The organism is Ruegeria sp. AD91A (assembly GCF_003443535.1).
Lineage (GTDB): Bacteria > Pseudomonadota > Alphaproteobacteria > Rhodobacterales > Rhodobacteraceae > Ruegeria.
On sequence record NZ_CP031947.1, the window covers coordinates 314,977 to 340,657 of the forward strand.

The following is a 25,681-nucleotide window of genomic DNA, read 5'->3' on the forward strand; positions in this document are numbered from 1 at the left end:
GGTTATCGCTGGATAACCGCGTTTTCCCATTCAGCCAGAAAACGGCGGCGTTTCAGCTTGTCCAGAAATGTCATGAGGGCCGGGTCCAGCCCAATCGTTTCGCGGTCAGTGCCAGTCTCGTGTGTTGCCAAGGGTGGCAAGGTAACGCGGTCGCCTACCCGCTCGGTTTGGTTGGAGGTCAGATGTTTGAGAAAAGACGTGGCAGCGTCCGGTTGAGGGGTGCCATTCAATACCATCGCTGTACGCATCATGGTTGTCTGAAAATCTGATGGCAGGATGATTTCCACGGTGTCCTTGCTTCCGGCGCGGGCTTCGGCATAGCTGCCCAGAACATTGTAAGCCACCGCAATCTCTCCATTGACGAGGTCATCAATCATATCTGCCGAACAACAGTACAGGCGCACGTCCAATCCACCCATTACCTCCATGAGCCGCCAATAGGTCTCAGACGCACGGGCATCCTGTGTTGCGAACAGGTAACCCAGACCGGATTGACGGATATCATAGGTACCTACTCGGCCCCGAAAATCATCGGGGTGCATACGAAGGATTTCAATCAGTTGTTGCCGGGTCTCTGGGATGTGGCCACCGGCAAAGGCCGCCCGATTGACCATTACGGTCGCGGGTTCAGAGGTGAAAGCGAAAAGGCTTTGATGCCATTGCGCCCAGGATGGCAGTGATATGTCGTCAATGATGCGCCCAAATCCGTCGTTTGCCAGCTTCAGTTGCAGATCCATCGCACTGGAGATTACGACATCAAATTCTTCGGGCGCGGCACGGACTATTCGGTCAATATCCGCGGTGCCTGTCACCATGTATTCAACAGAGATACCGGGGTTTTCTTCGATAAAATCGGCGATCAATGGCTTGAACAGAAAGGTGTCCGTGCTTGAGATGACGCGAAGACGCACCTCATCCGTCGAGGCGTTGAAAACCTGCCTGTCCTCCCAGATCTGGGCGACAGCAACGACAGGAAGACTGAAGAAAATCAAAGCGATAAAATTACGCAAGCGCCGCCCCCTTGCCGATTGGCCAGTTCCAGTGTGCCGCCATGGGCAGTTGCGACGTCCTGAACGATTGTAAGGCCCAATCCCGATCCGATGGTACCGCTTGCGTTCTGCCCGCGTTCAAAGCGGCGTGTCAGCGTATCGATTTCGTTTGGGTGAAACCCCGACCCACGGTCTTTGACGATTATCTGAATGTGTGGTTCTGAAACAACCTCTATGCGGACAAAACTGTCCGCAGGAGCATATTTCAGAGCATTGTCGATCATGTTTCGCACAGCGTTTTGAATAAGAATGGGGTCACCTGAATAGGAAACCTTTGGATCGCCGCTCAGGGAAAGTGACAAGTCCTTCATCTCGGCTATTGGCGTCAGGCGTTGCACCAGATCATGGACCAAAGCGTTGAGATCAATGTCTTCGCGCTCCAGATGATCGGCACGGAACGTGATCATCGCGTGGTCCAGCAATTGCCCCGCCGCGCGCGAACTTTCATCAATGGCCCGCACCATTGAGCGCAAAGCTTCTCGGTTTTCTTCCTTTTCGACCCTCTGCAAGGTGGCATCGGCGTAAGATCGGACTGTTGCCAGAGGGGTACGTACCCGATGAGCAGCCTCGGCGATAAAGTCTTCCGATTGGCTCAGCGACTGATCCAGTCGCCCCATCAATGAGTTCAACGACGCCACCAACGGAGCCATTTCGCGGGGTACGGGTTTTTTAAACGGGCTCAGGTCCTGCGGGCCGCGCCGCGTGACAGAAGTCGTAAGCCTGTTCAATTGGCCGATAGTGGATGAAGTTGCCCAAAACGACAGTGCTGCGGCAAGGGCAAAAAAACTGATGCCCAATACCGCTGCGTTGCGTGAAATCTGGTCCAGGGTTTCCGCAAGCGCATCCTGTGTTTGGCCCAATGCGACCTCGATGACGGATTGTTTGTTCAGGCCCACAAGGGTCCGTCGCGCGCTGACTTGACGGATAGTTTCACCCCGTATCTGACTGGATCGAAAGCTCCACTTGCTGTCGAATTGCCCAGTGATCGGCGGCAGATCTTCGTATCCGGACAGAAACACGCCATCCTGAAAAATCGCATAGAAAACCCGGTCATCGGATGGCGTGCTTAGCATTGCGAAGGCTGCGTAGGGAATATCAACCTCCAACTGACCGTCGCGCAAGGCGGCCGCGTCCAGAATTGACGTGACCGACGCCCCGAGGATGTTGTCTTGTCCTTGTTGCGCGACCTGTGCGGCATAGTTGCGAACCGCAACAAACAGAAGAAACGCAAGGATCGCGGCACCACCAATCAAAGTCAGAACCAACCTGTTCCGAAGCGATCCTGACACATGAGGATCAGGAGGCATGATCCAGCCTGTATCCAAGACCGCGGAGCGTGGTGATCTTCAGGTCCGAAGGTTCAAGATGTTTGCGAAGGCGGCCAACGTAAACCTCGATGGCATTGTCCGAGACGTCGTCATCATAAGAAAAAAGCCGGTCCGTGAGCTTTTGTTTCGAAAACACCTGTCCCGGCGCACTGATGAACAGTTCCAGAAGGCGCAGTTCACGGTTGCGCAACGAAACAGTCTCATCTCCGACAGTCAGATGACCTGCCAAAGGGTCAAAGACTATGCCACCCACTTCTATCGTAGTCCTGGCATTCCCGGATTTGCGGCGCAGGACGGCGCGGCAGCGAGCCTCAAGCTCGGCATGATCGAAAGGCTTGGTGACGTAATCGTCGGCCCCCAGATCCAGAGAGCCGATTCGATCCGAGACCTGGCTGCGTGCCGTCAAAATGATCACAGGGGTGTCCAGATGGCCTGCACGATGCCGTTTCAGAAAATCGCGGCCGTCCCCATCCGGTAACATGATATCCAGCAGGATAAGGTCGTATTCCTGTGTTTCTGCAAAAGCGGTCGCCTCATCCAGTTTAGACGCGTGATCAACCACATGGCCGTCCAACCTCATGCGGGAACAGATGGCATTTGCCAGATCAATATTGTCTTCCACAAGCAGGAATTTCATGGGGTTTTTGCTATATTTTCGCTCGTGACAGGTTGATGTCAGGTTGATGTGTTTTTGTTCTACCCAATCTGTGCCGCTATGCGGCCGGTTGTCAAATGGGAGGACATAATGACGACATTCACACTGGGCCGTCGCGCCCTGATCGCAGCTGTGGCTGCTTTTGGTCTGGCCGGGCCATCTCTGGCTGAAGAACAGGTCGTGGACAGCATCCACTTTCTGATCCCCGGTGGTGCCGGTGGCGGCTGGGACGGTACCGCGCGCGGCACGGGCGAAGCGCTGACAAAAGCGGGTCTCGTAGGCACGGCGTCATACGAAAACATGTCGGGTGGCGGCGGCGGCAAAGCCATTGGGTTCCTGATCGAAAATGCTGACAGCAACCATGGCACGCTGATGGTGAACTCCACGCCAATCGTGATCCGCTCATTGACCGGTGTATTCCCTCACAACTTCCGCGATCTGACGCTGGTTTCGGGCACTATCGGTGACTATGCCGCGATCGTCGTGGGCAAAGACAGTCCAATCAACTCGATGGAAGACTTGCTTGCCGCTTTTGATGCCGACCCAAGCGGCACTGCGATCGGTGGCGGCTCTGTTCCCGGCGGCATGGACCATCTGGTCGCCGCCATGGTGATGGAAGCAGCGGGTAAAGATGCGCTTGGAGTGAAGTACATCCCCTATGATGCGGGCGGCAAAGCCATGGCGGCCCTGCTGTCGGGTGAGATCGCAGCCCTGTCCACCGGTTTTTCGGAAGCGGTCGATTTGGCAAACGCGGGTGAAGTCAAGATTATCGGCGTGACGTCCGAGGAACGCGTTGATGCGGCTCCTGACGCGATGACGATGAAGGAACAGGGTATTGATACCACGTTTGTGAATTGGCGCGGCTTTTTCGCGGCCCCCGGTCTGCCTGAAGACAAGCTGGCTGCCTACCAGGAAGCGATTGCCAAGATGTATGACACCCCGGAATGGGAAGAGGTTCGTGCACGCAATGGTTGGGTCAACATCCACAACTCGGGCGCTGACTTCCAGTCGTTCCTGGAGCAGCAGGAACAGCAAATCGGCGATCTGATGAAAAAGCTGGGCTTCCTCTAAGCCCTTATTCAGGCAGAGCGGGTAGACCGCTCTGCCTCCTCACGAACAAGAGCAGGGAGGGGGTCTCATGGCGCTGGATCGCTGGATCGCACTCATTCTTCTGGGTGTGTGTTTGACATATGGCTACGCCGCCTGGTTCACGATGGATGGCGGTCTGCCCCCTTTCATGCAGAGAAACCCAATTTGGCCCAGTACGTTCCCCAAAGTGCTGTCGGTTCTGGGTATCATCACCACCACGATCATTTTGCTGGGCTTTGAAAAGACGGAACCAAAGGAAGCCGATATCGATTATCGGCGGTTGGGAGAATACCATCTTGATCAGGCGCTTATGCTACTGGCCTTGATGGTCGTCTACGCGCTTTGCCTGCGCCCCGTCGGGTTTCTGATCTCGACTTCGGCCTTTCTGATCCTCGGGTCTTTCATTCTGGGTGAGCGGAAATGGCACGTCATGCTGCTCGTCGCGCTGATCGCCACCGGCTCGGTCTGGTATCTGGTTCAGGAAGTTCTTGGCATCTACATGCGCCCATTGCCGGGCATTTTCGGAGGCTGACATGCTCGAAGGACTACTGATCGGCCTGCAAACGGCCTTCTCAATTCAGAACCTGCTGATGGTCATCGCAGGGTGCCTGATCGGTACTTTCATCGGCATGCTTCCGGGTCTTGGGCCGATGTCGATCATCGCCATCATGATCCCGGTCGCGATTTCCATGGGCGACCCGTCCGCAGCGCTGATCTTGCTTGCCGGTGTGTATTACGGCGCCATCTTTGGCGGTTCGACGTCTTCTATCCTTCTTAATGCGCCGGGGGTCGCGGGGACCGTGGCTTCCAGCTTTGACGGCTACCCAATGGCCCGCCAGGGCAAAGCAGGCAAGGCGTTGACAATTGCTGCTATTGCAAGTTTTGCCGGCGGTACGATCGGGGCCATTTTGTTGATGGTCTTTGCCCCTGCTCTGTCTTCGGTGGCGCTGTTGTTCCACTCGGCCGAGTATTTCGCGCTCATGGTCGTGGGCCTGTCCGCAATCGCAGCCTTCGCAGGTACTGGTCAAGTGGCCAAGGCGGTCATCATGACGCTTGTTGGGTTGATCATGGCAACAGTTGGTGAAGGCGCATTGTTCAACTTGCCGCGTTTCACCATGGGTATCATGGACCTGCAATCGGGCTTTGGCTTCATCACGCTTGCCATGGCCATGTTCGCCTTGCCCGAAGCGCTGTTTCTGGTGCTCAAACCAAAGGATCTTCAGGGAGATGACGGCGAGATCAAAGACCTGCGCATCACAGGCAGTGAAGCCAAGGCCATCGCGCCTGTGATCGGCCGTCAATCGGTACAGGGGTTCTTCATCGGGGTTCTTCCCGGCGCAGGCGCAACGATTGCCAGCTTCCTCGGCTACGCGGTCGAGCGCAACATCGCCCCTAAAGAGGAACAGGAAGAATTCGGCAAAGGGTCAATAAAGGGTCTGGCAGCGCCCGAAACGGCCAACAATGCGGCATGTACCGGTTCTTTCGTGCCGCTGCTGACGCTGGGCATTCCGGGGTCTGGCACCACCGCAATTCTGCTTGGCGCTTTGATTGCCTTGAACGTGACACCTGGCCCACGCCTGATGCTGGACGAGCCACAGATTTTCTGGGCCGTGATTATGTCAATGTTCATCGGCAACCTTGTCCTGCTGATCCTGAACCTGCCGCTGATCCCATATATTGCCAAGGTTCTCTCGGTTCCGCGCACTTACCTGATCCCCTTCATTCTTTTCTTCACCCTTATGGGGGCCTATATCGGGCAGAACAACGCGACTGAACTTTTGATACTCGTCGGCTTCGGTGTTTGCGCCACGGCGTTGAAGTTTGCTGACTACCCGCTTGCGCCGCTGCTGATTGGCTTCATCCTTGGTGGCATGATGGAAGATAACTTCGCCCGGTCGATGCAGCTTTATGACGGCATCGCCTTCATCTGGGAGCGTCCAATGACGCTGGGTCTTCTGGTTATTGCAGCGCTATTGGTGCTTCTTCCCAGCTACCGCGCGCGCCGCGCACGGGCTCGGGCAGCAGGGGTTGCCGAAGGTGACTGAGCCGCTGGCAGGAATACGGGTTCTCGATCTGACGAATGTCCTCGCGGGTCCGTATTGCTGTTATCAACTGGCGCTTATGGGCGCTGAAGTGATCAAGGTCGAGCGCCCTGATGGCGGCGACCTTGCCCGCGTCCTGGGAGCTGATCCTGCCAGAAACAAGGCCGGTATGGGCGTCAGTTTTCTGGCGCAAAATGCTGAAAAAAAGTCCATCACGCTCAACATGAAAACAGAAGAGGGCAAAGTGCTGCTGAAGCGGCTTGTCCAGACCGCGGATGTTTTGGTGGAGAACTTTCGCCCCGGTGTGATGGATCGGCTTGGACTTGGATATGGCGTCTTGCGCGATGTGAACCCCAACCTGATTTACTGCGCCATTAGCGGGTTCGGACAGGATGGTCCCCGCCGAGGCGATCCGGCATATGACCAGATCGTGCAGGGTATCAGTGGCGTGATGTCCGTCACCGGAGGACCAGACACTGCGCCCTATCGCGTTGGTTATCCATTGGCGGATACGGTCGGGGGGATGACGGCCGCGTTCGCGGTTTCTGCTGCCCTGAACGCTGATCCTCGGGGAACCTATCTGGATGTGGCGATGTCCGAGGCTGTGATCTCGACAATGGGTTGGGTCGTATCGAACTATCTGGTGGGTGGTGTCACTCCGGAAGCTCATGGCAACGAAAACACCACGTCAGCGCCGTCAGGAACATTTGAAACCTCTGATGGCCTCATCAACATTGCCGCCAACCGCGACGAGCAGTGGCAGGCACTGGCCCGTAATTTGGACCGCAAAGACCTGCTGGATCACCCGGACTACGAAACACGCGAAGACCGTAAGCGCAATCGCCACGCCCTGCGTGAGGCGCTGGAGGAAACCCTGCGGACCAGAGCGGCATCGGACTGGGTACGCGAACTCAACGCAATTGGAGTGCCAGCGGGGCAGGTATTGACCGTGCCCGAGGCGCTTGATGACGAACAACTTGCTGGTCGCGGCCTGATCGGGTCTTTGCAGGTGCAGGGTGAAGACATGAAACTTGCGGGAAGCCCTGTTGTATTGAATGGATTACGGCAAATGCCGCGCACCGCACCACCACAGCTCGGGGCGGACAATAGTGCGATCTGGTCTGAAATTGGGCTATCCTGCGCGGAAATTGACGCCTTGAGCAAGGAAGGCATCATATGAGCGATGTGTCCGATTGGTGGACGACTTCCATCATCGATATGGAACCGGGCCGGATCGACCTGCGAGGGGAGCCGATCCAGAATCTGATAGGGCATCTCAGCTTCGCGGAAATGATCTGGTTCATGGTACGGGGCGACCGACCATCTGGCGCGCAGGCCCGGTTGTTCGAGGCCGCGTTGGTCGCCGCCGTGGACCATGGACCTCAGGCGCCTTCCATCGCGACGGCGCGCATGGCCGTGACCTGTGGGCTGCCTCTCAACAACGCGATGGCCAGTGCCGTGAACATGTTGGGGGATATTCATGGTGGCGCTGGCGAGCAGGCCGTTGCCCTGTACCATTTCGTGGCGCAACATCCTGGCCGTTTGGAGCAGGCGCTGGATGAGTGGATAGAGAGCGAAGGAAAGATTTTGCCTGGCTTTGGCCACCGGTTCCACACCCCAACTGATCCCCGTGCACCGCGCCTGATGGCATTGGTTTCAGAGGCCGTGAAAAACGGGGCTTGCAATGGTCACTTTATGCGGATCGGGCAAGATATTGAGGCAGAACTGGCACGGCGCAAGGGGAAACCCGTTCCGATGAACATTGATGGGGCCACAGCGGTTATCTACGCCGAGCTTGGCTTTGCACCGCCGCTGGCGCGCGGTCTCTTCTGCCTGTCCCGATCTGTTGGCATTCTAGCCCATGCGTGGGAACAGATGCAGCAGGGAGGCCGGAACAAGGGACCGACCCCGCCTGCCTATCGCTGGACGTACACCGAAACGTAGGTCGCTAGGCAGTTCTGAGCCGAGGACGTTTGGCCAACAGATCTGCCGCTGCACGGGCAATAACCAGTTCTTCATTGGTCGGGATTGTCATGACCACGACGCGTGACAGGTCAGTTGAAATGATCCGGTCATTGTCCGCATTTGCGTCAGGATTCAGCTCGATGCCCAGCCATCCCATCCCCGAGCAAACCCGGTCACGCACCAGACGCGAGTTTTCCCCGATCCCACCGGTGAATACCAAGGCATCGATTCCGCCGAGAATGGCCGCCATTGCCCCAAGCTCGCGCCGAATACGGAAAGTGAAATAGCTGATCGCCTGACGGCTTTCGCGTGTGTCCGCCTTTTCCAGGGTGCGCATATCGTTGGACAACCCGGACAGGCCCAACAACCCGGACTTCCGGAACAATAGGTCTGAGATTTCGTCAGCGCTCAGCCCTTCCTGGTCCATCAGATACAGGACCACTCCGGGATCCAGTTGACCACAGCGTGTACCCATCGGCAGCCCGTCGAGGGCTGAAAACCCCATGGTCGAGCCCACTGATCGCCCTCCGATCATCGCACACATTGATGCACCATTGCCCAGATGGGCCACGACCACGCGTCCTTCGTGCAGAAGCGGCGCTGTTTTTGCCATGTGATCCGATATGTATTCATAGCTGAGCCCGTGAAAGCCATAGCGTCGAACACCTTTGTCGTAATACTCGCGCGGCAAGGCGAATACGTCGTTCTCCCAAGGGTGATTTCGGTGAAAGGCCGTATCGAAACAGGCAATCTGAACCGCGTTTGGAAAACGTTCCATCGCCGCCCTGGCCCCGGCCAGATTGTGCGGCTGATGCAAAGGCGCAAACGGAGACAGCTTGTCCAGCGTTTGAATGGAAGCCTTGGTCAGCGGCACAGGTGCGTCAATGTCAGGTCCACCGTGGACAACACGATGCCCTACCGCAGTTACGTCGCAGTTAGGAAAAGAGCGGGCCAGCAGGTTCAAAACCCAGTCCAGGGCCGAGGCGTGATCACTGATTTCTCCGGCGGTGCCGCTGGCAAGGACACTTCCGTCGGAAGACTTTGCTTTAACAAGCGGTTCCTGTTCACCAATGTTCTCGACCGCACCGGTGCAAACCATGATTGGATCGTCTTCGGTTAGTTCAAACAAGCCAAATTTCATCGAAGACGATCCAGCGTTCAGTGTCACGACATGTGTCATGTGGGTGCTCCGGTGCGTGAAAGTGAGAAGGAGTCGTGCAGGGCTGCCACGGCGCAGGATGCAAGTCGAGCCTTGTCGTCATCGGCACGGCTGGTCAAAATGATGGGCGCTTTGGCCCCCATGACCACACCGGCCCCTTCTGCATTGGCGATATAGGTCAGTTGCTTGGCCATCATGTTCCCGGCGTCCAGATTGGGCACCACCAGAATATCCGTTTTGCCGGCAACATCAGACACGATCGCCTTGGACCGGGCAGCAGCAAGGCTGACCGCATTGTCCATGGCCAGAGGGCCGTCGACCAACCCACCCGTAATCTGGCCGCGTTCCGCCATTTTCGACAGCAGGGCCGCATCGACGGAAGATCGGATCGCCGGATTGACGGTTTCGATTGCAGAAAGAATACCTGCCCTGGGACTTTCGATCCCCAGCGACAAGGCCAAATCGATTGCGTTCTGGACAATGTCAATCTTGGTTTCCAGATCCGGTTCGATATTGATCGCCGCGTCTGTCACCAAGAGTGGTCTGGGTTGTCCGGGCACATCCATGACAAAGACATGCGTAAAGCGGCGACCGGTGCGCAGGCCATTCTCGCGCCTGAGCGCGGCTTTTAACAGTTCGTCCGTATGCAGATGCCCTTTCATCAGCGCCTTTGCTCGACCTTCCGCAACAAGATCGACCGCCGTGTTGGCCGCGCTGAAATGATCACTTTGCGGTATGATTTCAATCCCTTCCAACGACGCTCCGATTTCGGCGGCAGCGTTGGCGATTTTGTCCGGGTCACCGATCAGAATGGGTGTGATGATCGTCTCATGGGCGGCCAACAAGGCTCCACTCAGGGCATTGGGCTCTTCCGGAGCCACAACAGCAGTAGGCATAGGCGGCAGCGGGCGTACCTTTTCCAGCATGGCATCAAAATGACGATGACGTTTCACCACCAGCCCAGGCAAATCCAATTCGGCAAACACCATCTCTTTCTCCGGCGCGATCACGACGGCCTGCCCGCTGACGATCACGGCTCCGTCCGATGGGCGCGTAACGACCGTGTCAAAGACAACCTCCCGGTTTGGTCGCTTTTCCAAAACGGTGACTTTGGATACCAGCTCATCACCTGCATGCGCCCTTCCAACAAAGTCAAACCGCTGCGATTTGTAAAGCGTCCCTGCCCCCGGCAGAACGTTCCCCAAGACTGCCGAGATCAGGGCTCCCACGAACATTGCAGGTGCAACCGCTTCTTTGGTGTGGTCGCCGTCGCCGTCTTCACTGGCTAGATGGAGAGGATTGTGATTGCCCGAATTGTTGGCGAACACATAGAAATCGTCGACCGAACAAGTGCGGACCAACTCGGCGGTATCGCCGACCTGAAGCTTGTCGTAAGGCTTGTTGTGGTACTGCATGAACTATAGTTTCTGTTTCGATCCATTTGGCGGCGCTGTGAACTCTCTTGCTGATACCCAGTTCAGCGCTCAATGAAAACAATGCATACTGGCTGCCCGTATCGGTCTGCACGCTATTTCCGGTGGGTAACGCCTTCATGTCGTTACACCCGGATAATGTGCAGATTGCAGATCAGGCGCGCTGCTTTCCGCCGCCGCCCTGTTTGCGCATCGAAAGACCGATACGCTTTCTGGGCACATCCACCTCGACAACGCGCACTTTCACAACTTGCCCGGCCTTGACGACCTCATACGGGTCCTTGACGAAGCGGTCCGCCAGCTGGCTGACATGAACCAGCCCGTCCTGATGAACGCCCACATCCACAAAGGCCCCAAAGGCCGCCACGTTTGTCACGGTGCCCTCAAGAACCATTCCGGGCTTCAGATCGGTTATCTCTTCGATGCCATCCGCGAAACTGGCCGTGACAAAACTGGGCCGGGGATCCCGTCCGGGTTTCTCAAGCTCGGCAAAGATATCCAGAACAGTGGGCAGGCCGAAATCTTCGGTTACGAATTGTTGTGCCCGCAACCCTTTCAAGGACTCTTCATGGCCCATGATGTGCCTGATATCCCGACCGCAGGCCGACACGACGCGGCGGGCGACTTCATAGGCTTCGGGGTGCACCGACGACGCATCAAGCGGTTCAGCGCCGTCCCTTATGCGAAGAAACCCGGCGCACTGTTCAAAGGCCCGCGGACCCAAGCCTGCGACGGACAACAGGTCTTTGCGCGATTGGAACGGTCCGTTCAGATCGCGATGGGCGACGATGGCTTCGGCTTGCGCGGGGCCCAGTCCCGACACACGCGCAAGCAAAGGTGCAGAGGCTGTGTTCAGGTCAACCCCGACCGCGTTCACGACATCCTCAATCGCAGAATCCAGGGATTGCGACAGGCGGTGCTGGTCAACGTCATGCTGGTATTGCCCCACGCCGATGGATTTCGGTTCGATTTTGACCAGTTCTGCCAAAGGATCCTGCAATCGCCGGGCGATGGACACCGCCCCGCGCAGCGAGACATCCAGATCGGGAAACTCTCGTGCTGCCAGTTCCGACGCGGAATAGACTGAGGCCCCAGCTTCGGACACTACCACCTTAGTTGGCGCTTTTACCGTCTTGGGGAGCAAATTCAGTGTGTCTGCAACCAACCGTTCAGTTTCTCGGCTCGCGGTTCCGTTCCCGATGGCGATCAACTCGATCTGGTGGGCCGAGATCAGATTGAGGATGGTCGCCTGCGCCCCGCGCAGATCGTTTTTTGGTTGAAATGGATAGAACGTATCAGTGGCGACGACCTTACCCGTTGCGTCAACCACTGCCGCCTTCACGCCAGTGCGGATGCCGGGATCAAGACCCAAAGTAGCCCTGGCACCTGCAGGCGCGGCAAACAGCAAATCCTTGAGGTTGCGCGAAAAGACCTGAATTGCCTCGTCCTGCGCCCGGCTGCGCAGATCGGCCATCAATTCGACCATCATGGACAGCGAAAGCTTGACCCGCCACGTCCACCCGGCAACTTTGCGCAACCAGGCATCACCCGGTCCATTGCCGCGTGTCTGCAAATGTGCGGCAACAATGGTCTCGGCCCGTGCAGCCCCAAATTCCGGTTCCGGCGCGATATCAAGCGAAACAATGCCCTCTTTTGAAGCCCGCAGCATTGCCAGCGCCCTGTGCGATGGAACATCCGCCCAACGCTCGGAATGGTCAAAGTAATCGCTGAACTTAGCGCCTTCCTTTTCCTTCCCGTCGATAACCCTGGCACTGAGCTGCGCTTCGCGCTGCATGAACATACGCAATTCACCCAGCAGTGTCGCATTTTCCGTCAATCGTTCGGTCAGAATGTCGCGCGCGCCGTTCAGCGCGTCTCGAGGGGTGGCAACGGCTTCGCTCAGGTATGCCTCGGCCAGTGTGTCCGGGTCCGCATCGCGATCGGCCAGAATGGCTTCGACCAGGGGTTCCAGCCCGTTTTCCCGCGCGATCATCGCCTTGGTACGCCGTTTGGGTTTGTAAGGCAGATAGATGTCTTCCAGCTGTGCCTTGGTTTCGGCCCGAGCTATCGATTTGCACAGATCTTCGGTTAGCTTCCCTTGATCTTTGATAGAATTCAGGATGGTTTTGCGCCGTGCCTCGAGTTCACGCAGATAGGTCAAACGCTCGGACAGAAGACGCAATTGGGTATCGTCCAACCCACCGGTTGCTTCCTTCCGATAGCGGGCGACAAAGGGAACCGTCGCACCGTCATCCAATAGATTGATCGCAGCACCGACCTGATCGGGACGCGCATTGATCTCGGTGGCTATGGTGCGGGCGATACGGTCCAAAGGGGCCTCCTGAAACGGCAGTGGAGTGGCTTCTTAACCAGCCGCTTCAGCAAGGGAAAGTCCCTTGTACCGGTCCGTCGAAAGGTATCAGCAGGTAGCCACTGTTTTTGCGGCTATTTGGCATTTCTTGGACACTACCAGCGTATGACGGCCTCAACTCCAAGGCATCAACCCGCAGTACCCGGTACGCGCGCTTACTGTATGCGCCATTTGCGCTAGCGTCGTCAGGTCAAAAACAGGCAGTCTCAGTTCTTCCTGAATGCGTTTTGCATAAGGGGGAAGATCCGTGCATTCTAATACCACGGAGCGTATTTCAGGCGTATCGCGCTTCAGCCTATGCGCAGCATCCAACACTTCGGCCTCGATCAAATCTGTGTCCATGCGGGTGCACGTGTTGCGCAGGATGACCTCGGCAAACTCGCTGGTGTGCTGCAAGCCCTGCACGGCAACAGGAACGCCCCCCGCCCCAACGCCTTCGAAATGGCGTTGTGTCAGTGCCGATGAATCCGCTGTAATCACCCCGACCGGCGCGCTGGCCCCGGACATGTGAAAGGCCAACGGCACCTGTATCAGGCTCGAAGCGAAGACAGGCACCGATACGGCCTCGGCCAACTCTTTTTGGAACAGGGCGAGAAACCCGCAACTTCCGGTAATGGCGCGCACGCCTTCAGCCTCAAGCCGTTGCGCGCCTTTTATGAAGGGGTTCAGCAAATCAGGCGTCGGATTGTTCAGCAGCGTTGGCACCGTAACGCCATCTATCATTTCGTACAGCACCGGGAACGGCAGGCTGGAAGGGTTCTTGATATGCCCAGGTGGTTTGGGGAAATAGCTTTCCAGACACAAAACCCCGATTGAGGCTCCGCAGATATTCTGTCCACCCTGGTAGATCGGCATGATGGGGTAATCCTTCTTCGAAACGGTGGCTGGCGCGAGTTAAAAGCGTGACAAGGCGAATGAATCCAACGGGATGTTGAGGCGTTGCCCTGACACCAGGTCGGCCACCAACTCACCGGTTTTTGGGGCCATCATCAAACCGTAATGGGAATGACCAAAAGCGGTGAACAGGCCCTTGTGCCCCTCTACCGGACCGATCGCAGGCAAACTGTCAGGAAAAGACGGGCGTCGGCCCATCCAGAACTGCGTATCCGAGGTGTCCAGATCCGGCATCATTGCGCGGGCCTGTGCGGTCAGAAGGGACTGTTTGCGTGGATCTGGCGGCGCGTCGATGCCGCCGAATTCGGCCGTACCCGCCACACGCAAACCGTCCTGCATCGAACTGGCCACCACCTTGGCGTCCACGTCCATCACCGAGTTTTCCAGGCTGGCAGAGGGGGTCGGGAATTGGACATGGTATCCACGCTCGGCCACCAGTGGCACGGGCAAACCCAAGGGTTTCAGCAACTCGGCAGACCAAACCCCGGCGGCCAGCACAACAGTGTCGGCGTGGATCGTGCCGGCCGGCGAGGTCAAATGCCATTGTCCGTCTTCCGTGCGCTTTAATCCTTTGACTTCTGTCCGCACGAACTCGGCGCCTTGTTGGCGGACCTTGTCGGCCAAAACCGCACCGACCCGGCCGGGAGACGTAACCCGCGCCTGTCCCTTGATCAGGATCGCAGCGTTGAAATCTCTGGAAAGCGCGGGTTCGATCCGGCGCAATTCTGGTCCGTCGATCCGCTCAAGATGTCCGCCTTTTTCCTGCCGGATCAGATATCCCAGATCTTTCAGGTCAGCCTGATCCGGGTTGCGAAACGCGTGGATATAGTTGGAATCAACAATAAGGTCTTCGTGCCCGGTATTTTGCAGATGTCTTCGGTACAGATCTATCGATGGACGGCACAGCACCTCCATTGCGTCCGAAATGTTGCGTACGGATTTCACGCTTGAACTCTTCAGGAACCTCAGGCCCCAGGGTATCATCCTGGGCCAGAACGAGAGCCTGACGGTCAAAGCGCTTTTCGGGTCCAACAGCATCCGAGGGATCGTTTTCCAGATGCCGGGCGTGGCCTGCGGGATCACCGACCACGGTGAGACGACACCGGCATTGCCGAACGATGTCTCCTGCCCAGGTTCTCCGCGGTCGATCAGCCGCACGGCAATACCGCGCTCCTGCAAGGAGAGCGCACAACATAGGCCGACGATCCCGGCGCCGATGATGGTCACTTGTTCAGGCATGTCAGACCGTTGCTTGAATTCGGCTACGGGCGATCAACTGTGTGAAAATGACAGGAGACGCCACCGCCAATGCGATCAAGTCAGCCGTCAGAGTGGGCGCCACGAAGATAATCCCGGCAACGACCATCAGGATGCGCGACACGAGACCGAGTGGCTGCAACCAATACCCCACGACCGCTGCCGAAAGCGCGATGACACCGGCAATACAGCTGGCTGCGGTATAGGTGAATTCCCAAAGATCAAACCCGGTGGAAGACACGAACAGCAAAACCGGCGCATAGACGAACGCCATTGGCGCGATTACTTTACCCAGACCAAGCGTAAAGGCGGACAGCCCGGTGCGGAACGGGTTGGAATTCGCAATCGCTGCCGCCGCATAGGCCGACGTACAGACCGGAGGTGTGATCTCGGACACCACGCCGTAATACAGTACGAACAGATGGCTTGCGATGGGCGGAACGCCAAGCTGGGCCAACGCAGGCTGCGCGACCGAAACGAGCATGATGTACAGCGCCGTGGTTGGAATGCCGGCGCCCATCAGAATGCAGACGATGGCAATGAAAACCAGCGAGATAAACAGTTGCAAGTCTTCCATCGCAAACAGTTGGAAACTGCCGAATGAGATCATGTTATAGAGATCTGCCGCCAGGTTCCCCGCACCTTGTGTCACCATGAATCCGATGCGGAAACCGATACCGGTGGTGTTGATCACCCCTACAACGATACCCACTGCAGCCGCCGCAGCGCCCACAGCCAGAGAGTATTTCACACCCAGTTCAACCGCCTGCAGCATCTCGGGCACTTCGATACGTTTCTGCGGGTTAAGCGTGGCGATCACCGACAGCCCACACAGGATTGCCGTCATGGTCAGGTCAAAGCCTCCATCCGAGAACTTCCACAGGACGAACCCAAGGAAGGCTGCTGCATAGATCAGTGTCGGAGGTTGCTTGATCCGCGACATGCCTGCGATGACAGCAAGCGAAATGCCACAAAAGGCCGACATAAATGGCGTGTAGCCGGTGAAAAGGACCACCAGCAGGCCGATCAACGGCACGATGTTGGCCCAGCCTTCAGTCCAGACAGCCTTGAGCTGCGGCAACTGTTCTTTCGCCAGACCCTGAAGGTTCAGCTTGCGCGCCATCAGATGCACTACAGCGAAAACACCCACGTAATGCAGAAGTGCCGGAAATATCGCAGCGATCACGATGGTGGTATAAGGCACCTCGAGAAACTCAGCCATGATGAAGGCCGCAGCCCCCATGATGGGTGGTGTGATCTGGCCGCCAGCCGAGGACGCGGCCTCGACGCCGCCCGCAAAATGGCCGGGGTATCCAAGGCGCTTCATGTTGGGAATGGTCAACGCGCCGGTCGAAACGGTGTTGGCCACCGAAGAGCCCGAGATCGTGCCGAAGAAGGCCGAGGATACCACCGATACTTTGGCCGGACCGCCCGTATAGCGACCCGCCAAAATTGTAGCGTTGTCGATGAACAATTGCCCCAGCCCAGTTCGCTGAGCGATCACGCCGAACAAGACAAAATGGAACACGATGGTCGATACGACCCAAAGCGTTACACCATAGATACCTTCCTGCGGAAAGTACATCGATGATACGAAGGTTTTGAAGTTCACACCCGGGTGCTGCAACAGCCCGGGAAAATAGGGGCCCAGCAATGCATAAGAGATGAATACGCAGATGATCAGAGGCAGGACCCAGCCCAACGTGCGGCGTGCAATGTCCAGTACCAGCAGGATGATCACGACCCCGAGAATCACATCATAGTTGTTCGGGTTGCCCATGCGGAAGGTCTGCTCCTCGATCCCCAGAAACGGAATGCCGCGCCAGGCGAAGCCCACGTATAGTGCGGCGATGATGCCAAGCATCATGAATACCAGGTCATAGAGAGGGATATTGCCGACGCGGAATCGGCTGATTTTGAGCGCATAGAGGCTTTTCACCCCGATAATCGGGATTGTGGCGTAGACCAGAATGAACAGCAGGGCCAGATAGATGCCCATATGCCAGTGGTCGGCAGGCAAACCGAACCCAGCCGTGAAGAATTCGTAGAACGCAAAAATCAGGGCGACCACGCGCAGCACCTTGCCTGCGGTGGGCGTGACCTGCCGGACAGCGGCACCCTCGTCGAACTGTTCTTCGATGGCCGCAAGTTCCTCTGCCGTCAGTTCGTGGTCATCAAGTTTCTGGGTCTCGGACATGATGGCCCCCCGATTTCGCATAATTCCAGAGTGCGGTGCCCCGACCGGGGCACCGGCGACAGGTTTCAGTCAGGTGTGGCTATTGAAGAAGACCGGCTTCTTTATAGAATTTCTCAGCACCCGGATGCAGCGGAACACCCAGCGCCTCGACGCCATCGAGGGCAGTATCAGGCGTGATCTGCTTGCCCTTTGCGTGGCCGTTGTCCAGCAGCTTGCGGGTATTATCGTTCCACAGGGCTTTGGTCAGCTGATAAACCAGATCTTCGGACAGGTCCGATGACACAACCAGCATAGCGCTGACCGCTGGGGTTTTTGTTTCAGTGTCAATACCCTCATAGACGCCACCCGGAATGGCCGAGGGGATATAGGCAGGGATAATCTCGTTAATCTTTGCCAAATCTTCATCGGTGAAAGAATGCAGGTTCATGCCCTTGGTCGAAGACAGTTGCACCATTGCGGCAACCGGCCAGCCCGCCGCGTAGAAATAGGCGTCCAGTTGGCCATCGGCCAGACGTTCGGCACTCTGACTGTTGTTCAACTCGGCCTCATCCATGTTGTCACGGTTGACGCCCCATGCTTCCAGCATTTGCAACACAGCGACCTGCGTTCCCGAACCAGCTTGCGCGATACCGACGCGCTTGCCTTTGAGATCACTCAGATCGTTGATGGTCTGACCCGCGGGAAGAACCAGGTGCAGGTCTTCGGGGAACAGGTTTGCGACGATGCGCAGATTCGGGTGGGGTTTGCCTTCAAACTTTCCCTCACCCAGATACATCGAACGGGTTACATCAGCCGCGGCCAGGCCGGCCTCAAGCTCGCCGTTTTGGACAGCGGCATTGTTGAAGACTGATGCGGTTGTTGACTGTGCGATCGCGATCAACCCGGGCACGCCGCATTGTCCGCCCTCTTCACAGGGGCGTGAGCCCGGAGGGGCCGAAATCCCGTTGGCGATGGTCCCGCCGATCGGGAAATAAGTGCCGCCTGCACCACCGGTGCCGATGCGGAAAAAAGTTGGATCCTGTGCAAACGCTGGTGCAGCCAGTGCGCCAGCCAAAGCCAAACCCGTCAGGCATTTCAAAAATCTCATCGTAAGCTCCCAGTTTTGGATCATTGGATTCGGTTTGTCCGAACTCTGATCCAATCAGCCTATGGAGTTTTACCATAAATACAAATTTGTTATATTTAACAAAACGAAAGTTTACCTTATGTATTGAGCATGAACCTTGCTCAATTGACAGTTTTTCGTGAGGTGATGGAAACCGGGTCCATATCTCAGACCGCAAAGAAGCTGAACCGGACACAACCCGCGATCAGCCTGGCAATCAAGAACCTGGAAAGAAGTCTTGGACTGACCTTGTTCGAACGAAAAGGTCGGCGTTTAATCCCGGTGCCCGAGGCGCACTACCTGTTGGCGGAAACCACTGGGATACTGGACAGATTATCAACGGTTTCCAGCACGATGCACGGGCTTCTTAAAGGAAGCTCAGGCAATCTGAATATTGCTGCAATGCCGGGACCGTCCATTTTTGCCTTTCCGAATTTCATCAGCCGCTCGGTTGGCGGGAACCCGGACATCCGGGTTACGCTGTCGACCCGCAGTTCGCCCCAAATAATGGAACTTGCAGGTACCCAGAACATCGATTTCGGGTTTGCCGATTTCGAGCACCCGATCGGAAAGAGACCACAATTCACGGCAGAAATCATAAGTGGAGACTGCTTTTGCGCAATGGATCGAGACAATCCGCTGGCTCAAAAAAAGACCCTGACGATTTCAGACCTTGATAGCGTGCCAATGGGTGGGCTGTACGACACACACCCTTTTCAGAAGAAAGTGCAGCGTGCTTTTCAGATGGTTTCTGCGTCTTACAAACCAAGCGTGACATGCCAATATTTTCTGCCACTCATACCCTTTGTCGGATCGGGACAATGCTGCACTATAGTCGATCCTTTGACCGTTGCGACAGAACGAAATCTAAACATCTCAAATGGCCGTGTCGTCTTCCTGCCTTTCAAGGACCCGCTCAGATATGAATATGCGATCCTTACACCGGATCATCGCCCCCCTTCACAGTTGGCGCTGAAAATAAAGGCGGGCTGGAAGGCGGAAGTTGTGTCTATGCTGGTTCAGACCAAGGCCAATCCGCGGACAGAAGATATCTGAAAGAAACGTGGCTGACCGGCAACTCAACTGACAACTGGAAAAACTCACGCGTCGCGTACCATGGAGGCTTCCAGAGTTGATTTGAGCAGTTGTGGATCGATTGGCTTGTATAGAAGGGGCAACTTTGCTTGCTTGCATTGCTCGACAAGCTCAGGTGATCGATTGGCTGTAATAATACAGCCAGGCAGATGCCCAAATTCATCTGTCAGGGCGCGCATGGCGTCCGTCCCTGTTTTCCCGTTGTTCAATTGATAATCTGCGACGACAAAGTCTGGAAGGATGCCTATCTCGCGCAGAAGACTGATTGCTTCGTTTTCGCTTTCGCATTCAAGAACTTCGACGCCCCAGGATTCGATGGTCATAGTTAAAGCGTTGCGCAGATTTTCATCGTTTTCGATCAACAAAGCGATGGCGTTGCCGGGCACATTGAAACTTGGTTTTTGTATCGCTGAAGAGCCGAGGGAAACCTCTGGCTTCGCTTTCGTCAAAGGTATCTCGACCGAAAAGCCTGTCCCCTTTCCGACTTCGGAATGAAGATGGATGGGGTGCTGTAGCAACCCACAGGCCCGCTCAACAATCGCAAGACCCAACCCCATGCCTTCGGCAGCGCTGGCATCCGAATGCAGGCGCTGAAATTCCTGAAACACAATATCTCTTTGATCTGATGCTATGCCGATGCCCGTGTCCCAGACCTCCAGGGCAATTGCGTTTTTGCGATACCTGACACCGACAAGAACTTTTCCAGTCTCGGTGTACCGGATCGCGTTTGACAACAGGTTCTGCAATATCCGCCGAAGATAACTGGCATCGCTTGTGACCAAAGCCTTCGTGTCGACAAAACGCAATTTCAGACCTTTAGCTTGGGCGACGGGCCGAAAAGCGTCCTCCATTTGCGAAAAAAGCTCGCCCACCGACACCGTAGACAGATGCGCCGTGGCTCGACCGGAATCCAGCTTAGATATATCCAGCAAGGCTTCCAGAATGTGTTCGACACTGTTCAGTGCACTTTCGGCTTTTGCTGCAACGCTCCGGGCGGTGTCTTTGTCCAGGCCGCTGCCCAGTGACGCAACATAGAGTTTTGCCGCAGACAGAGGTTGCAGCAGGTCGTGGCTGGCGGCTGCCACAAAGCGCGATTTTGATGCATTCGCCCGCTCGGCCTCATTCAGCGCATCCGCAAGTTCCATTGTGCGCGACGCCACACGCTGTTCCAGCATTTCCTTGGCTTCGTACAAAGCCTCAGCAGACTTTCGTTCTGCAGTCACATCAGTAAAGGAGATCACAAATCCCCGGTCAGGCATTTCCTGGGCAAAAACAGACAGTATTTTTGATCGCCCCCGATGCATCTGGAATTGAAGAGGGCGGCGAGAAGTCTGCCGGCTGACCCAATCCAGCAGATCCGCCTCGGTAATCCCTTTCTCAAAGCTGATGTTGTCGCTGAGGCGATTGGACAGGGTTTCAAACCGTGTGCCCATCTGAAACTGCGTGATCGGTATGGCCAAAAGCTCGCTTGCGCGGGTGTTCCATCCGATCATGCGGTGCTTGTTGTCAAATATGCAGACGCCCTGATCGATATGCTCAAGCGTTGCGCGGATCAGCCTTGCCTTGTCGTCAAGAATGCGAACCCTTTCCTGCCGCTCGATCCGCATGATGTCTGTTACGTCGGTTTGCAGGATCACAGTACCACCGTCTGGCGTGCGGTGTTCGGACACTTGAGACCATCGATTGCCGGCAAGACGAACATTGAACACCACGTGGTCATCTGCGTGGCGATCCAAGCGGCTTTTGGCCCAGTCCTGGGAAGTCATTGTCTCTGGCAGGGACAGGAACCCGGATTGGCTGACCAATTCTACATACTCGGTAAACCGCAAGCCGGGGCTCAGCTGTTCCTGAATGTCAGGCATATGCAGCCCAAACCGGCTGTTGCACAGCACCAGTTCTTCGTTGCGATTGAACAGAGCAAACCCTTCCTGCACCGTTTCGATCGCGTTCGCCAAATCCGCCCGCGCCGCTTCGGTTTCCTTGTTGGCCTGCGCCAACCTGGCGTTGGAGTCATTCAGAAGCTCAAGCGCGCGTTCAAGCTCATCCGTTCGGGCGCGAACTTCTTGCTCCAGAACCGCCGCGCGCTGAAACTGCGCATAGGCCGCGCCTGAGGCGTCGGTGGATTCCTCGACACGCCGCATGAGGGCCCCGACGATTTTCCTCAGCTTTTCATTCTGACGATCAAGCGTATCCGAGGGATCTGTGAGATGCTCGATCATGCCTTACTCTTTCTCGGGCGGGTAAATCGCAACGCCGGTCAGGGTCTGGTTCACATGGATCGAATTGTATTGTTCTCCGTAGGTCGAGAAACCGACCACGTGATTGCGGGACAGGATGTTCGAGATCTCGTGCGTCTTCTGCTTTTCCTGAGCCTCCAGCCGACGAAGAATGCAGTCACAGCCCAGAATGGTGTCGGGTTGCTGTTTGTCGGTCAGTAGCCCGATTTCTTCCTGCAGGTGTTCGACCATGTCTCGGGGTTCTGCCAGAGTCAGAACCAGCCCCTCGTCAATAGCCGAGAAAAAGACGAGATCCCCGTTACCCGCCACCTGCTGAATTGCGCGAACATGGTGTTTTCCACCGATTTGCACAACGACAGGATGGGCCGCAAAGGTAAATGTCGTCAATTGTTCCGGGTCTTTGCCGAGAATACGGGCATATTCGCGCGCAGCAGGTTCGGCATTGATTTCCTGAACGATGCGTTTGGCCGGGTCCGCCTTGGTCACCACCATGCGGCGGGCGGTGGGGACGAGGTGATCGGTTTTGAACACCTTTATCGGACACCGCGTGCGAACCTGGGTCAGTATGGCGGCATTGCTCCGTGCCTGCCCCTGATGCAGAACATAGGTGCGCCCGAATTGGGTTCCATCCCCCGCGGATCCACCGAACAATGGTACCGGCCCAAGCCCTACCGCCAATTCCGACGTCAGCTCATCTTCTTTTGTCGACAACCCGTCGATCATCAGGAAGGTGAATTCATGATCCCACTCTGGCGCGTTTTCCATCATCGCGTTTCTGTTGTGGATCATCTCTTTGATGATGCTGTCGGCGTCGAACTTGTTCAAGTCCGGAACAAGAACCGTGCATATTTCGAAATGGGATCGTGGCAGGCCGATCGCGACGATCTGGTCTTCACAGTAACCACTATCCGCCAACTCTCCTGCGGTGGTGCAACCAACTACCGGGGTTGGAGCAAAGGCGTGCGCGGCTTCCACAATCACGGCGGATGCATCTGCGTTCGGGCTGACAAAAAGTATGACAAGCGCAAGCGGATCATCACCCAGCTGGCGTTCGAGCGTCTCGATTGACTGCCCGGTGTCGTGTTGTGCAAAAGCCGTTTTAACGATGCCTGGCGCACGGGCTTGGGCTGTCGCCCACCCGACTGCTTGGTCCATCGTGCCTCCTCCCTAAAAGCGCGACGATGACATGAGAGTATGACGCTTAGCCTTGGTCTTGCAAGACACTGGCAAAGGACGCCTTCTTAGCGATCAGAACCGCCTGTGTGCGGCTTTGTACACCCAGTTTTCGCATTATTGCGGTCACATGTGCCTTGACCGTGGTTTCAGCAATCGACAGGTCATAGGCGATTTGCTTGTTCAGTTTGCCTTCGCAGATCAGTTGCAGGATGCGCGCCTGCTGATTTGTCAGCGTTGCAAGGCGATTTACCGCGTCGCTGTGTTCGTCCTCTTCCGTTCCGTCAATCAAAACGCAGCCTTCAGGCACAAAGACATCGCCGGAATGAACTGTCTCGAATGCAGTGCGGAACACGTCTCGCTGACTGTGCTTGGGGACATAGCCTGATGCACCGGCCTGTATCACCTGACTGACGACGCGGGTGTCGGTCAGCGATGACACGACAATTACCGGAGCATTTGCTGCCGCCTTCAAGCGGATAAGGCCATCCAGCCCGTCCACATCCGGCAGGTTGAGATCCAGCATAACGGCGTCAGGTTTCAGTCCACTTGCCAGCAGATCCATCGCGCCCTCCAGCCGGTCTGCCGTGTGGATTTCTCCAATCTGTGCCACACTTTGCAAAGTCATCGACAAGGCGTCGCAAAACAAAGGATGGTCATCAACGATCAGCACTTTTTCGAAATCGTTTCGTGCGGCGGATTCAGCAAGCATTGGGTATAGCCTTTTGCATTCAAATGGTCTCCAGCCTAACCAATCCTAGCAACGAAAGAAATCCACGCATACTGGCGGAAGGTCGTATAAAAACGCGCGCCCAGATCAGGGGCGCGCGTCAGAGCTTTGTATCGTCCTGGGTCAGTTAGCCGAAGCCAGTTCCTTCGGCAGGCGGAAGGTCCACAAGGTGCCACCCTGGTTAAGGTAGTTGACCTTTTTGGCCACCTCACCACCCCAGAGCGGAACCGCGCCGCCCCAGCCGGAAATGATCGAGACATACTGTTCGCCGTCCTGTTCCCACGTAACGGGTTGGCCGACGATGCCCGAGCCGGTCTGGAACGACCACAGTTTTTCACCGGTTTCGTCATCCAGCGCGATAAACTCACCTTCAGGCGTGCCGAAGAACACCAGCCCGCCAGCCGTCGTCATCACACCTGACCACAGCGGCGCATCGTTCTTGTATTCCCATTTCCATTCCCCGGTATCCGGGTCAATCGCCTTGAGCGAGCCGATGTGATCTTCGTAGTTTGGCTTGATTGTAAAGCCTGCGCCCAGATAGGCGGCACCCTTTTTGTAGGAGATCGGCTCATTCCAGATATCCATGCCCCATTCGTTCGATGGCACATAGAAGTTACCGGTACGCTGCGAGAAGGCCATCGGCATCCAGTTTTTGCCGCCAAGGAAAGAAGGCGACGCAAAGATCACTTCACCCTTCTTGCCATCAGCCGCTGACGCCGGATCACCAGGGCGGTTGCCTTCGACAAAGATCGGGCGGCCGGTCTCATCAATGCCGGACGACCATGTGATATCCTTGACAAAAGGATTGGCTGAAACAAAGGCGCCATCTTCGCGGTTCAGAACATAGAAATACCCGTTGCGATCAGCGGTGGCGAAACGCTTGTTTCCTTCACGGTCGGTATAGGCCACGACCTCATTTACACCGTCATAGTCCCAACCTTCGCGTGGCGTCGTTTGGAAGTGCCACTTGATGTCGCCGGTTTTCGGATCGATTCCAATGCGGCTGGCCGCATAAAGGTTGTCACCGGTATTTCCTTCCGTCGGCGTACCCGCGTTACGCAGCCACGAGTTCCACGGTGCCGGGTTTCCGGCCCCGAAAACAAGCGTATCCGTGTCCGCGTCATAGGAACCGCCCAGCCAGGTCGCGCCACCGCCGGTTTTCCACATATCGCCGGGCCATGTTGCATTTAGCTCGCCTGTCATGGTGCTTTCTTCACCGTTCAGCGTACCCATATGGCCTTCGATGACCGGGCGTTCCCACACCAGATCGCCGGTGTCCACGTCACGGGCCTGCACGGTGCCAACTATGCCGAATTCACCACCTGAATTTCCGGTAATCACCAGCCCGTCGACGATCAGCGGAGCAGCTGTGTAAGAGTACCCCGCCTTGTAGTCAGCGATTTTGTCGCGCCACACAACGTCACCGGTGTCTTTGTTCAGGGCCACAATCCGGGCATCAAGCGTCCCGAAAATCACCTTGTCACCGTAAATGGCGGCACCGCGATTCACCACGTCGCAGCACGGGAGAATGCCTTCGGGCAAACGCGCATCGTATTGCCAAACCTCTTTGCCGGTCTCGAGATCAATCGCATACAGGCGCGAATACGAACCGGTGATATACATCATACCGTCATAGATCAGCGGCTGGGTTTCCTGCCCGCGCTGCTTTTCACCACCAAGGCTGAATGCCCAGGCAGGCAACAGGTTCTTGACGTTGTCCTTGTTCAGCATGTCCAGCGGGCTATAGCGCTGCAAGTCGCGCCCCATGCCGTTTGTTACGACCTGGGTCGTAATAGTCTGGTCGTTGGCCAGATCGTCCTCAGTAACTTCTGCATGGGCCACGCCCGCTGCAATCACACTTGCGACCGTCACCATTATAAACCGGTTCATCGGTGTCCTCCC

20 protein-coding genes are annotated in these 25,681 nt (G+C 56.4%); 6 read left to right on the plus strand and 14 right to left on the minus strand.

Annotated features, from left to right (window positions below):
- Nucleotides 1–2: 2 nt before the first annotated feature.
- The 3 genes from D1823_RS19885 to D1823_RS19895 are packed head-to-tail and all read right to left on the minus strand — an operon-like array spanning nt 3 to nt 3,014.
- Nucleotides 3–1,010 carry an ABC transporter substrate-binding protein gene (locus D1823_RS19885; protein WP_117873331.1) on the minus strand — a complete coding sequence of 336 codons (1,008 nt, stop codon included), beginning with the start codon at nt 1,008–1,010 and terminating at the stop codon, nt 3–5.
- Nucleotides 989–2,356 carry a sensor histidine kinase gene (locus D1823_RS19890; RefSeq protein WP_117874047.1) on the minus strand — a complete coding sequence of 456 codons (1,368 nt, stop codon included), beginning with the start codon at nt 2,354–2,356 and terminating at the stop codon, nt 989–991. Before D1823_RS19890 ends, D1823_RS19885 begins: the two co-directional genes overlap by 22 nt.
- Nucleotides 2,346–3,014, minus strand: a complete 669-nt coding sequence (locus D1823_RS19895) for a response regulator transcription factor (RefSeq protein WP_117873333.1) — start codon at nt 3,012–3,014, stop codon at nt 2,346–2,348. The genes D1823_RS19890 and D1823_RS19895 overlap by 11 nt, the downstream gene beginning before the upstream one ends.
- 108 nt (nt 3,015–3,122) lie before the next feature.
- Here D1823_RS19895 and D1823_RS19900 point away from each other — a divergent pair, with 108 nt between their 5' ends.
- The 5 genes from D1823_RS19900 (at nt 3,123) to D1823_RS19920 (ending at nt 8,107) form a co-directional block, all read left to right on the plus strand.
- On the plus strand, nt 3,123–4,103 hold the full coding sequence (locus D1823_RS19900; protein ID WP_117873335.1) for a tripartite tricarboxylate transporter substrate binding protein: 981 nt from the start codon (nt 3,123–3,125) through the stop codon (nt 4,101–4,103).
- A gap of 67 nt (nt 4,104–4,170) precedes the next feature.
- A complete protein-coding gene (locus D1823_RS19905) occupies nt 4,171–4,653 on the plus strand; it encodes a tripartite tricarboxylate transporter TctB family protein (RefSeq protein WP_117873337.1) in 483 nt (160 codons plus the stop codon).
- A 1-nt stretch (nt 4,654) separates the two neighbouring features.
- Entirely contained in the window at nt 4,655–6,166 is a 1,512-nt protein-coding gene (locus D1823_RS19910) for a tripartite tricarboxylate transporter permease (RefSeq protein WP_117873339.1), read from the plus strand.
- Nucleotides 6,159–7,343, plus strand: coding sequence for a CaiB/BaiF CoA-transferase family protein (locus D1823_RS19915; RefSeq protein ID WP_117874049.1), 1,185 nt, complete (start codon nt 6,159–6,161; stop codon nt 7,341–7,343). The genes D1823_RS19910 and D1823_RS19915 overlap by 8 nt, the downstream gene beginning before the upstream one ends.
- Nucleotides 7,340–8,107 carry a citryl-CoA lyase gene (locus tag D1823_RS19920; protein ID WP_117873341.1) on the plus strand — a complete coding sequence of 256 codons (768 nt, stop codon included), beginning with the start codon at nt 7,340–7,342 and terminating at the stop codon, nt 8,105–8,107. Before D1823_RS19915 ends, D1823_RS19920 begins: the two co-directional genes overlap by 4 nt.
- A 4-nt stretch (nt 8,108–8,111) precedes the next feature.
- Here the strand turns inward: D1823_RS19920 and D1823_RS19925 are convergent, their stop codons facing one another.
- The 7 genes from D1823_RS19925 to D1823_RS19955 all read right to left on the minus strand — a co-directional run bounded on the left by D1823_RS19925 (nt 8,112) and on the right by D1823_RS19955 (nt 18,526).
- Entirely contained in the window at nt 8,112–9,308 is a 1,197-nt protein-coding gene (locus D1823_RS19925) for an acetate/propionate family kinase (protein ID WP_117873343.1), read from the minus strand.
- Nucleotides 9,305–10,702 carry a bifunctional enoyl-CoA hydratase/phosphate acetyltransferase gene (locus tag D1823_RS19930; RefSeq protein ID WP_117873345.1) on the minus strand — a complete coding sequence of 466 codons (1,398 nt, stop codon included), beginning with the start codon at nt 10,700–10,702 and terminating at the stop codon, nt 9,305–9,307. The genes D1823_RS19925 and D1823_RS19930 overlap by 4 nt, the downstream gene beginning before the upstream one ends.
- 172 nt (nt 10,703–10,874) lie before the next feature.
- Nucleotides 10,875–13,052 (minus strand): Tex family protein, encoded by a 2,178-nt coding sequence (locus tag D1823_RS19935; RefSeq protein ID WP_117873347.1) that lies wholly within the window; start codon nt 13,050–13,052, stop codon nt 10,875–10,877.
- Between the two features lie 153 nt (nt 13,053–13,205).
- The gene (locus D1823_RS19940) at nt 13,206–13,946 is read right to left on the minus strand and encodes an aspartate/glutamate racemase family protein (protein WP_117873349.1); all 741 of its coding nucleotides are present in this window, start codon (nt 13,944–13,946) and stop codon (nt 13,206–13,208) included.
- Between the two features lie 39 nt (nt 13,947–13,985).
- Nucleotides 13,986–15,224 carry an FAD-binding oxidoreductase gene (locus D1823_RS19945; protein WP_117873351.1) on the minus strand — a complete coding sequence of 413 codons (1,239 nt, stop codon included), beginning with the start codon at nt 15,222–15,224 and terminating at the stop codon, nt 13,986–13,988.
- A gap of 1 nt (nt 15,225) precedes the next feature.
- Nucleotides 15,226–17,439: a TRAP transporter fused permease subunit gene (locus tag D1823_RS19950; protein ID WP_117873353.1), complete on the minus strand. Its 2,214-nt coding sequence runs from the start codon at nt 17,437–17,439 to the stop codon at nt 15,226–15,228.
- A gap of 79 nt (nt 17,440–17,518) precedes the next feature.
- Nucleotides 17,519–18,526, minus strand: a complete 1,008-nt coding sequence (locus D1823_RS19955) for a TAXI family TRAP transporter solute-binding subunit (protein ID WP_117874051.1) — start codon at nt 18,524–18,526, stop codon at nt 17,519–17,521.
- A 129-nt stretch (nt 18,527–18,655) separates the two neighbouring features.
- Here D1823_RS19955 and D1823_RS19960 point away from each other — a divergent pair, with 129 nt between their 5' ends.
- A complete protein-coding gene (locus D1823_RS19960) occupies nt 18,656–19,600 on the plus strand; it encodes a LysR family transcriptional regulator (RefSeq protein WP_117873355.1) in 945 nt (314 codons plus the stop codon).
- Between the two features lie 44 nt (nt 19,601–19,644).
- Here the strand turns inward: D1823_RS19960 and D1823_RS19965 are convergent, their stop codons facing one another.
- The 4 genes from D1823_RS19965 to D1823_RS19980 all read right to left on the minus strand — a co-directional run bounded on the left by D1823_RS19965 (nt 19,645) and on the right by D1823_RS19980 (nt 25,669).
- Nucleotides 19,645–21,858 (minus strand): PAS-domain containing protein, encoded by a 2,214-nt coding sequence (locus tag D1823_RS19965; protein WP_117873357.1) that lies wholly within the window; start codon nt 21,856–21,858, stop codon nt 19,645–19,647.
- Between the two features lie 3 nt (nt 21,859–21,861).
- A complete protein-coding gene (locus tag D1823_RS19970; RefSeq protein ID WP_117873359.1) occupies nt 21,862–23,031 on the minus strand; it encodes an FIST N-terminal domain-containing protein in 1,170 nt (389 codons plus the stop codon).
- A gap of 46 nt (nt 23,032–23,077) precedes the next feature.
- Entirely contained in the window at nt 23,078–23,761 is a 684-nt protein-coding gene (locus D1823_RS19975; protein WP_117873361.1) for a response regulator transcription factor, read from the minus strand.
- 141 nt (nt 23,762–23,902) lie between these two features.
- Nucleotides 23,903–25,669 (minus strand): PQQ-dependent methanol/ethanol family dehydrogenase, encoded by a 1,767-nt coding sequence (locus D1823_RS19980; protein WP_117873363.1) that lies wholly within the window; start codon nt 25,667–25,669, stop codon nt 23,903–23,905.
- Between the last annotated feature and the right edge of the window lie 12 nt (nt 25,670–25,681).

Coding starts and splice junctions, on each gene's coding strand:
- D1823_RS19890 (WP_117874047.1), bottom strand. CDS start 2,356: ATGCCTCCTGATCCTCATGTGTCAGGATCGCTTCGGAACAGGTTGGTT.
- D1823_RS19895 (WP_117873333.1), bottom strand. CDS start 3,014: ATGAAATTCCTGCTTGTGGAAGACAATATTGATCTGGCAAATGCCATC.
- D1823_RS19900 (WP_117873335.1), top strand. CDS start 3,123: ATGACGACATTCACACTGGGCCGTCGCGCCCTGATCGCAGCTGTGGCT.
- D1823_RS19905 (WP_117873337.1), top strand. CDS start 4,171: ATGGCGCTGGATCGCTGGATCGCACTCATTCTTCTGGGTGTGTGTTTG.
- D1823_RS19910 (WP_117873339.1), top strand. CDS start 4,655: ATGCTCGAAGGACTACTGATCGGCCTGCAAACGGCCTTCTCAATTCAG.
- D1823_RS19920 (WP_117873341.1), top strand. CDS start 7,340: ATGAGCGATGTGTCCGATTGGTGGACGACTTCCATCATCGATATGGAA.
- D1823_RS19925 (WP_117873343.1), bottom strand. CDS start 9,308: ATGACACATGTCGTGACACTGAACGCTGGATCGTCTTCGATGAAATTT.
- D1823_RS19930 (WP_117873345.1), bottom strand. CDS start 10,702: ATGCAGTACCACAACAAGCCTTACGACAAGCTTCAGGTCGGCGATACC.
- D1823_RS19940 (WP_117873349.1), bottom strand. CDS start 13,946: ATGCCGATCTACCAGGGTGGACAGAATATCTGCGGAGCCTCAATCGGG.
- D1823_RS19945 (WP_117873351.1), bottom strand. CDS start 15,224: ATGCCTGAACAAGTGACCATCATCGGCGCCGGGATCGTCGGCCTATGT.
- D1823_RS19950 (WP_117873353.1), bottom strand. CDS start 17,439: ATGTCCGAGACCCAGAAACTTGATGACCACGAACTGACGGCAGAGGAA.
- D1823_RS19955 (WP_117874051.1), bottom strand. CDS start 18,526: ATGAGATTTTTGAAATGCCTGACGGGTTTGGCTTTGGCTGGCGCACTG.
- D1823_RS19960 (WP_117873355.1), top strand. CDS start 18,656: ATGAACCTTGCTCAATTGACAGTTTTTCGTGAGGTGATGGAAACCGGG.
- D1823_RS19965 (WP_117873357.1), bottom strand. CDS start 21,858: ATGATCGAGCATCTCACAGATCCCTCGGATACGCTTGATCGTCAGAAT.
- D1823_RS19970 (WP_117873359.1), bottom strand. CDS start 23,031: ATGGACCAAGCAGTCGGGTGGGCGACAGCCCAAGCCCGTGCGCCAGGC.
- D1823_RS19975 (WP_117873361.1), bottom strand. CDS start 23,761: ATGCTTGCTGAATCCGCCGCACGAAACGATTTCGAAAAAGTGCTGATC.
- D1823_RS19980 (WP_117873363.1), bottom strand. CDS start 25,669: ATGAACCGGTTTATAATGGTGACGGTCGCAAGTGTGATTGCAGCGGGC.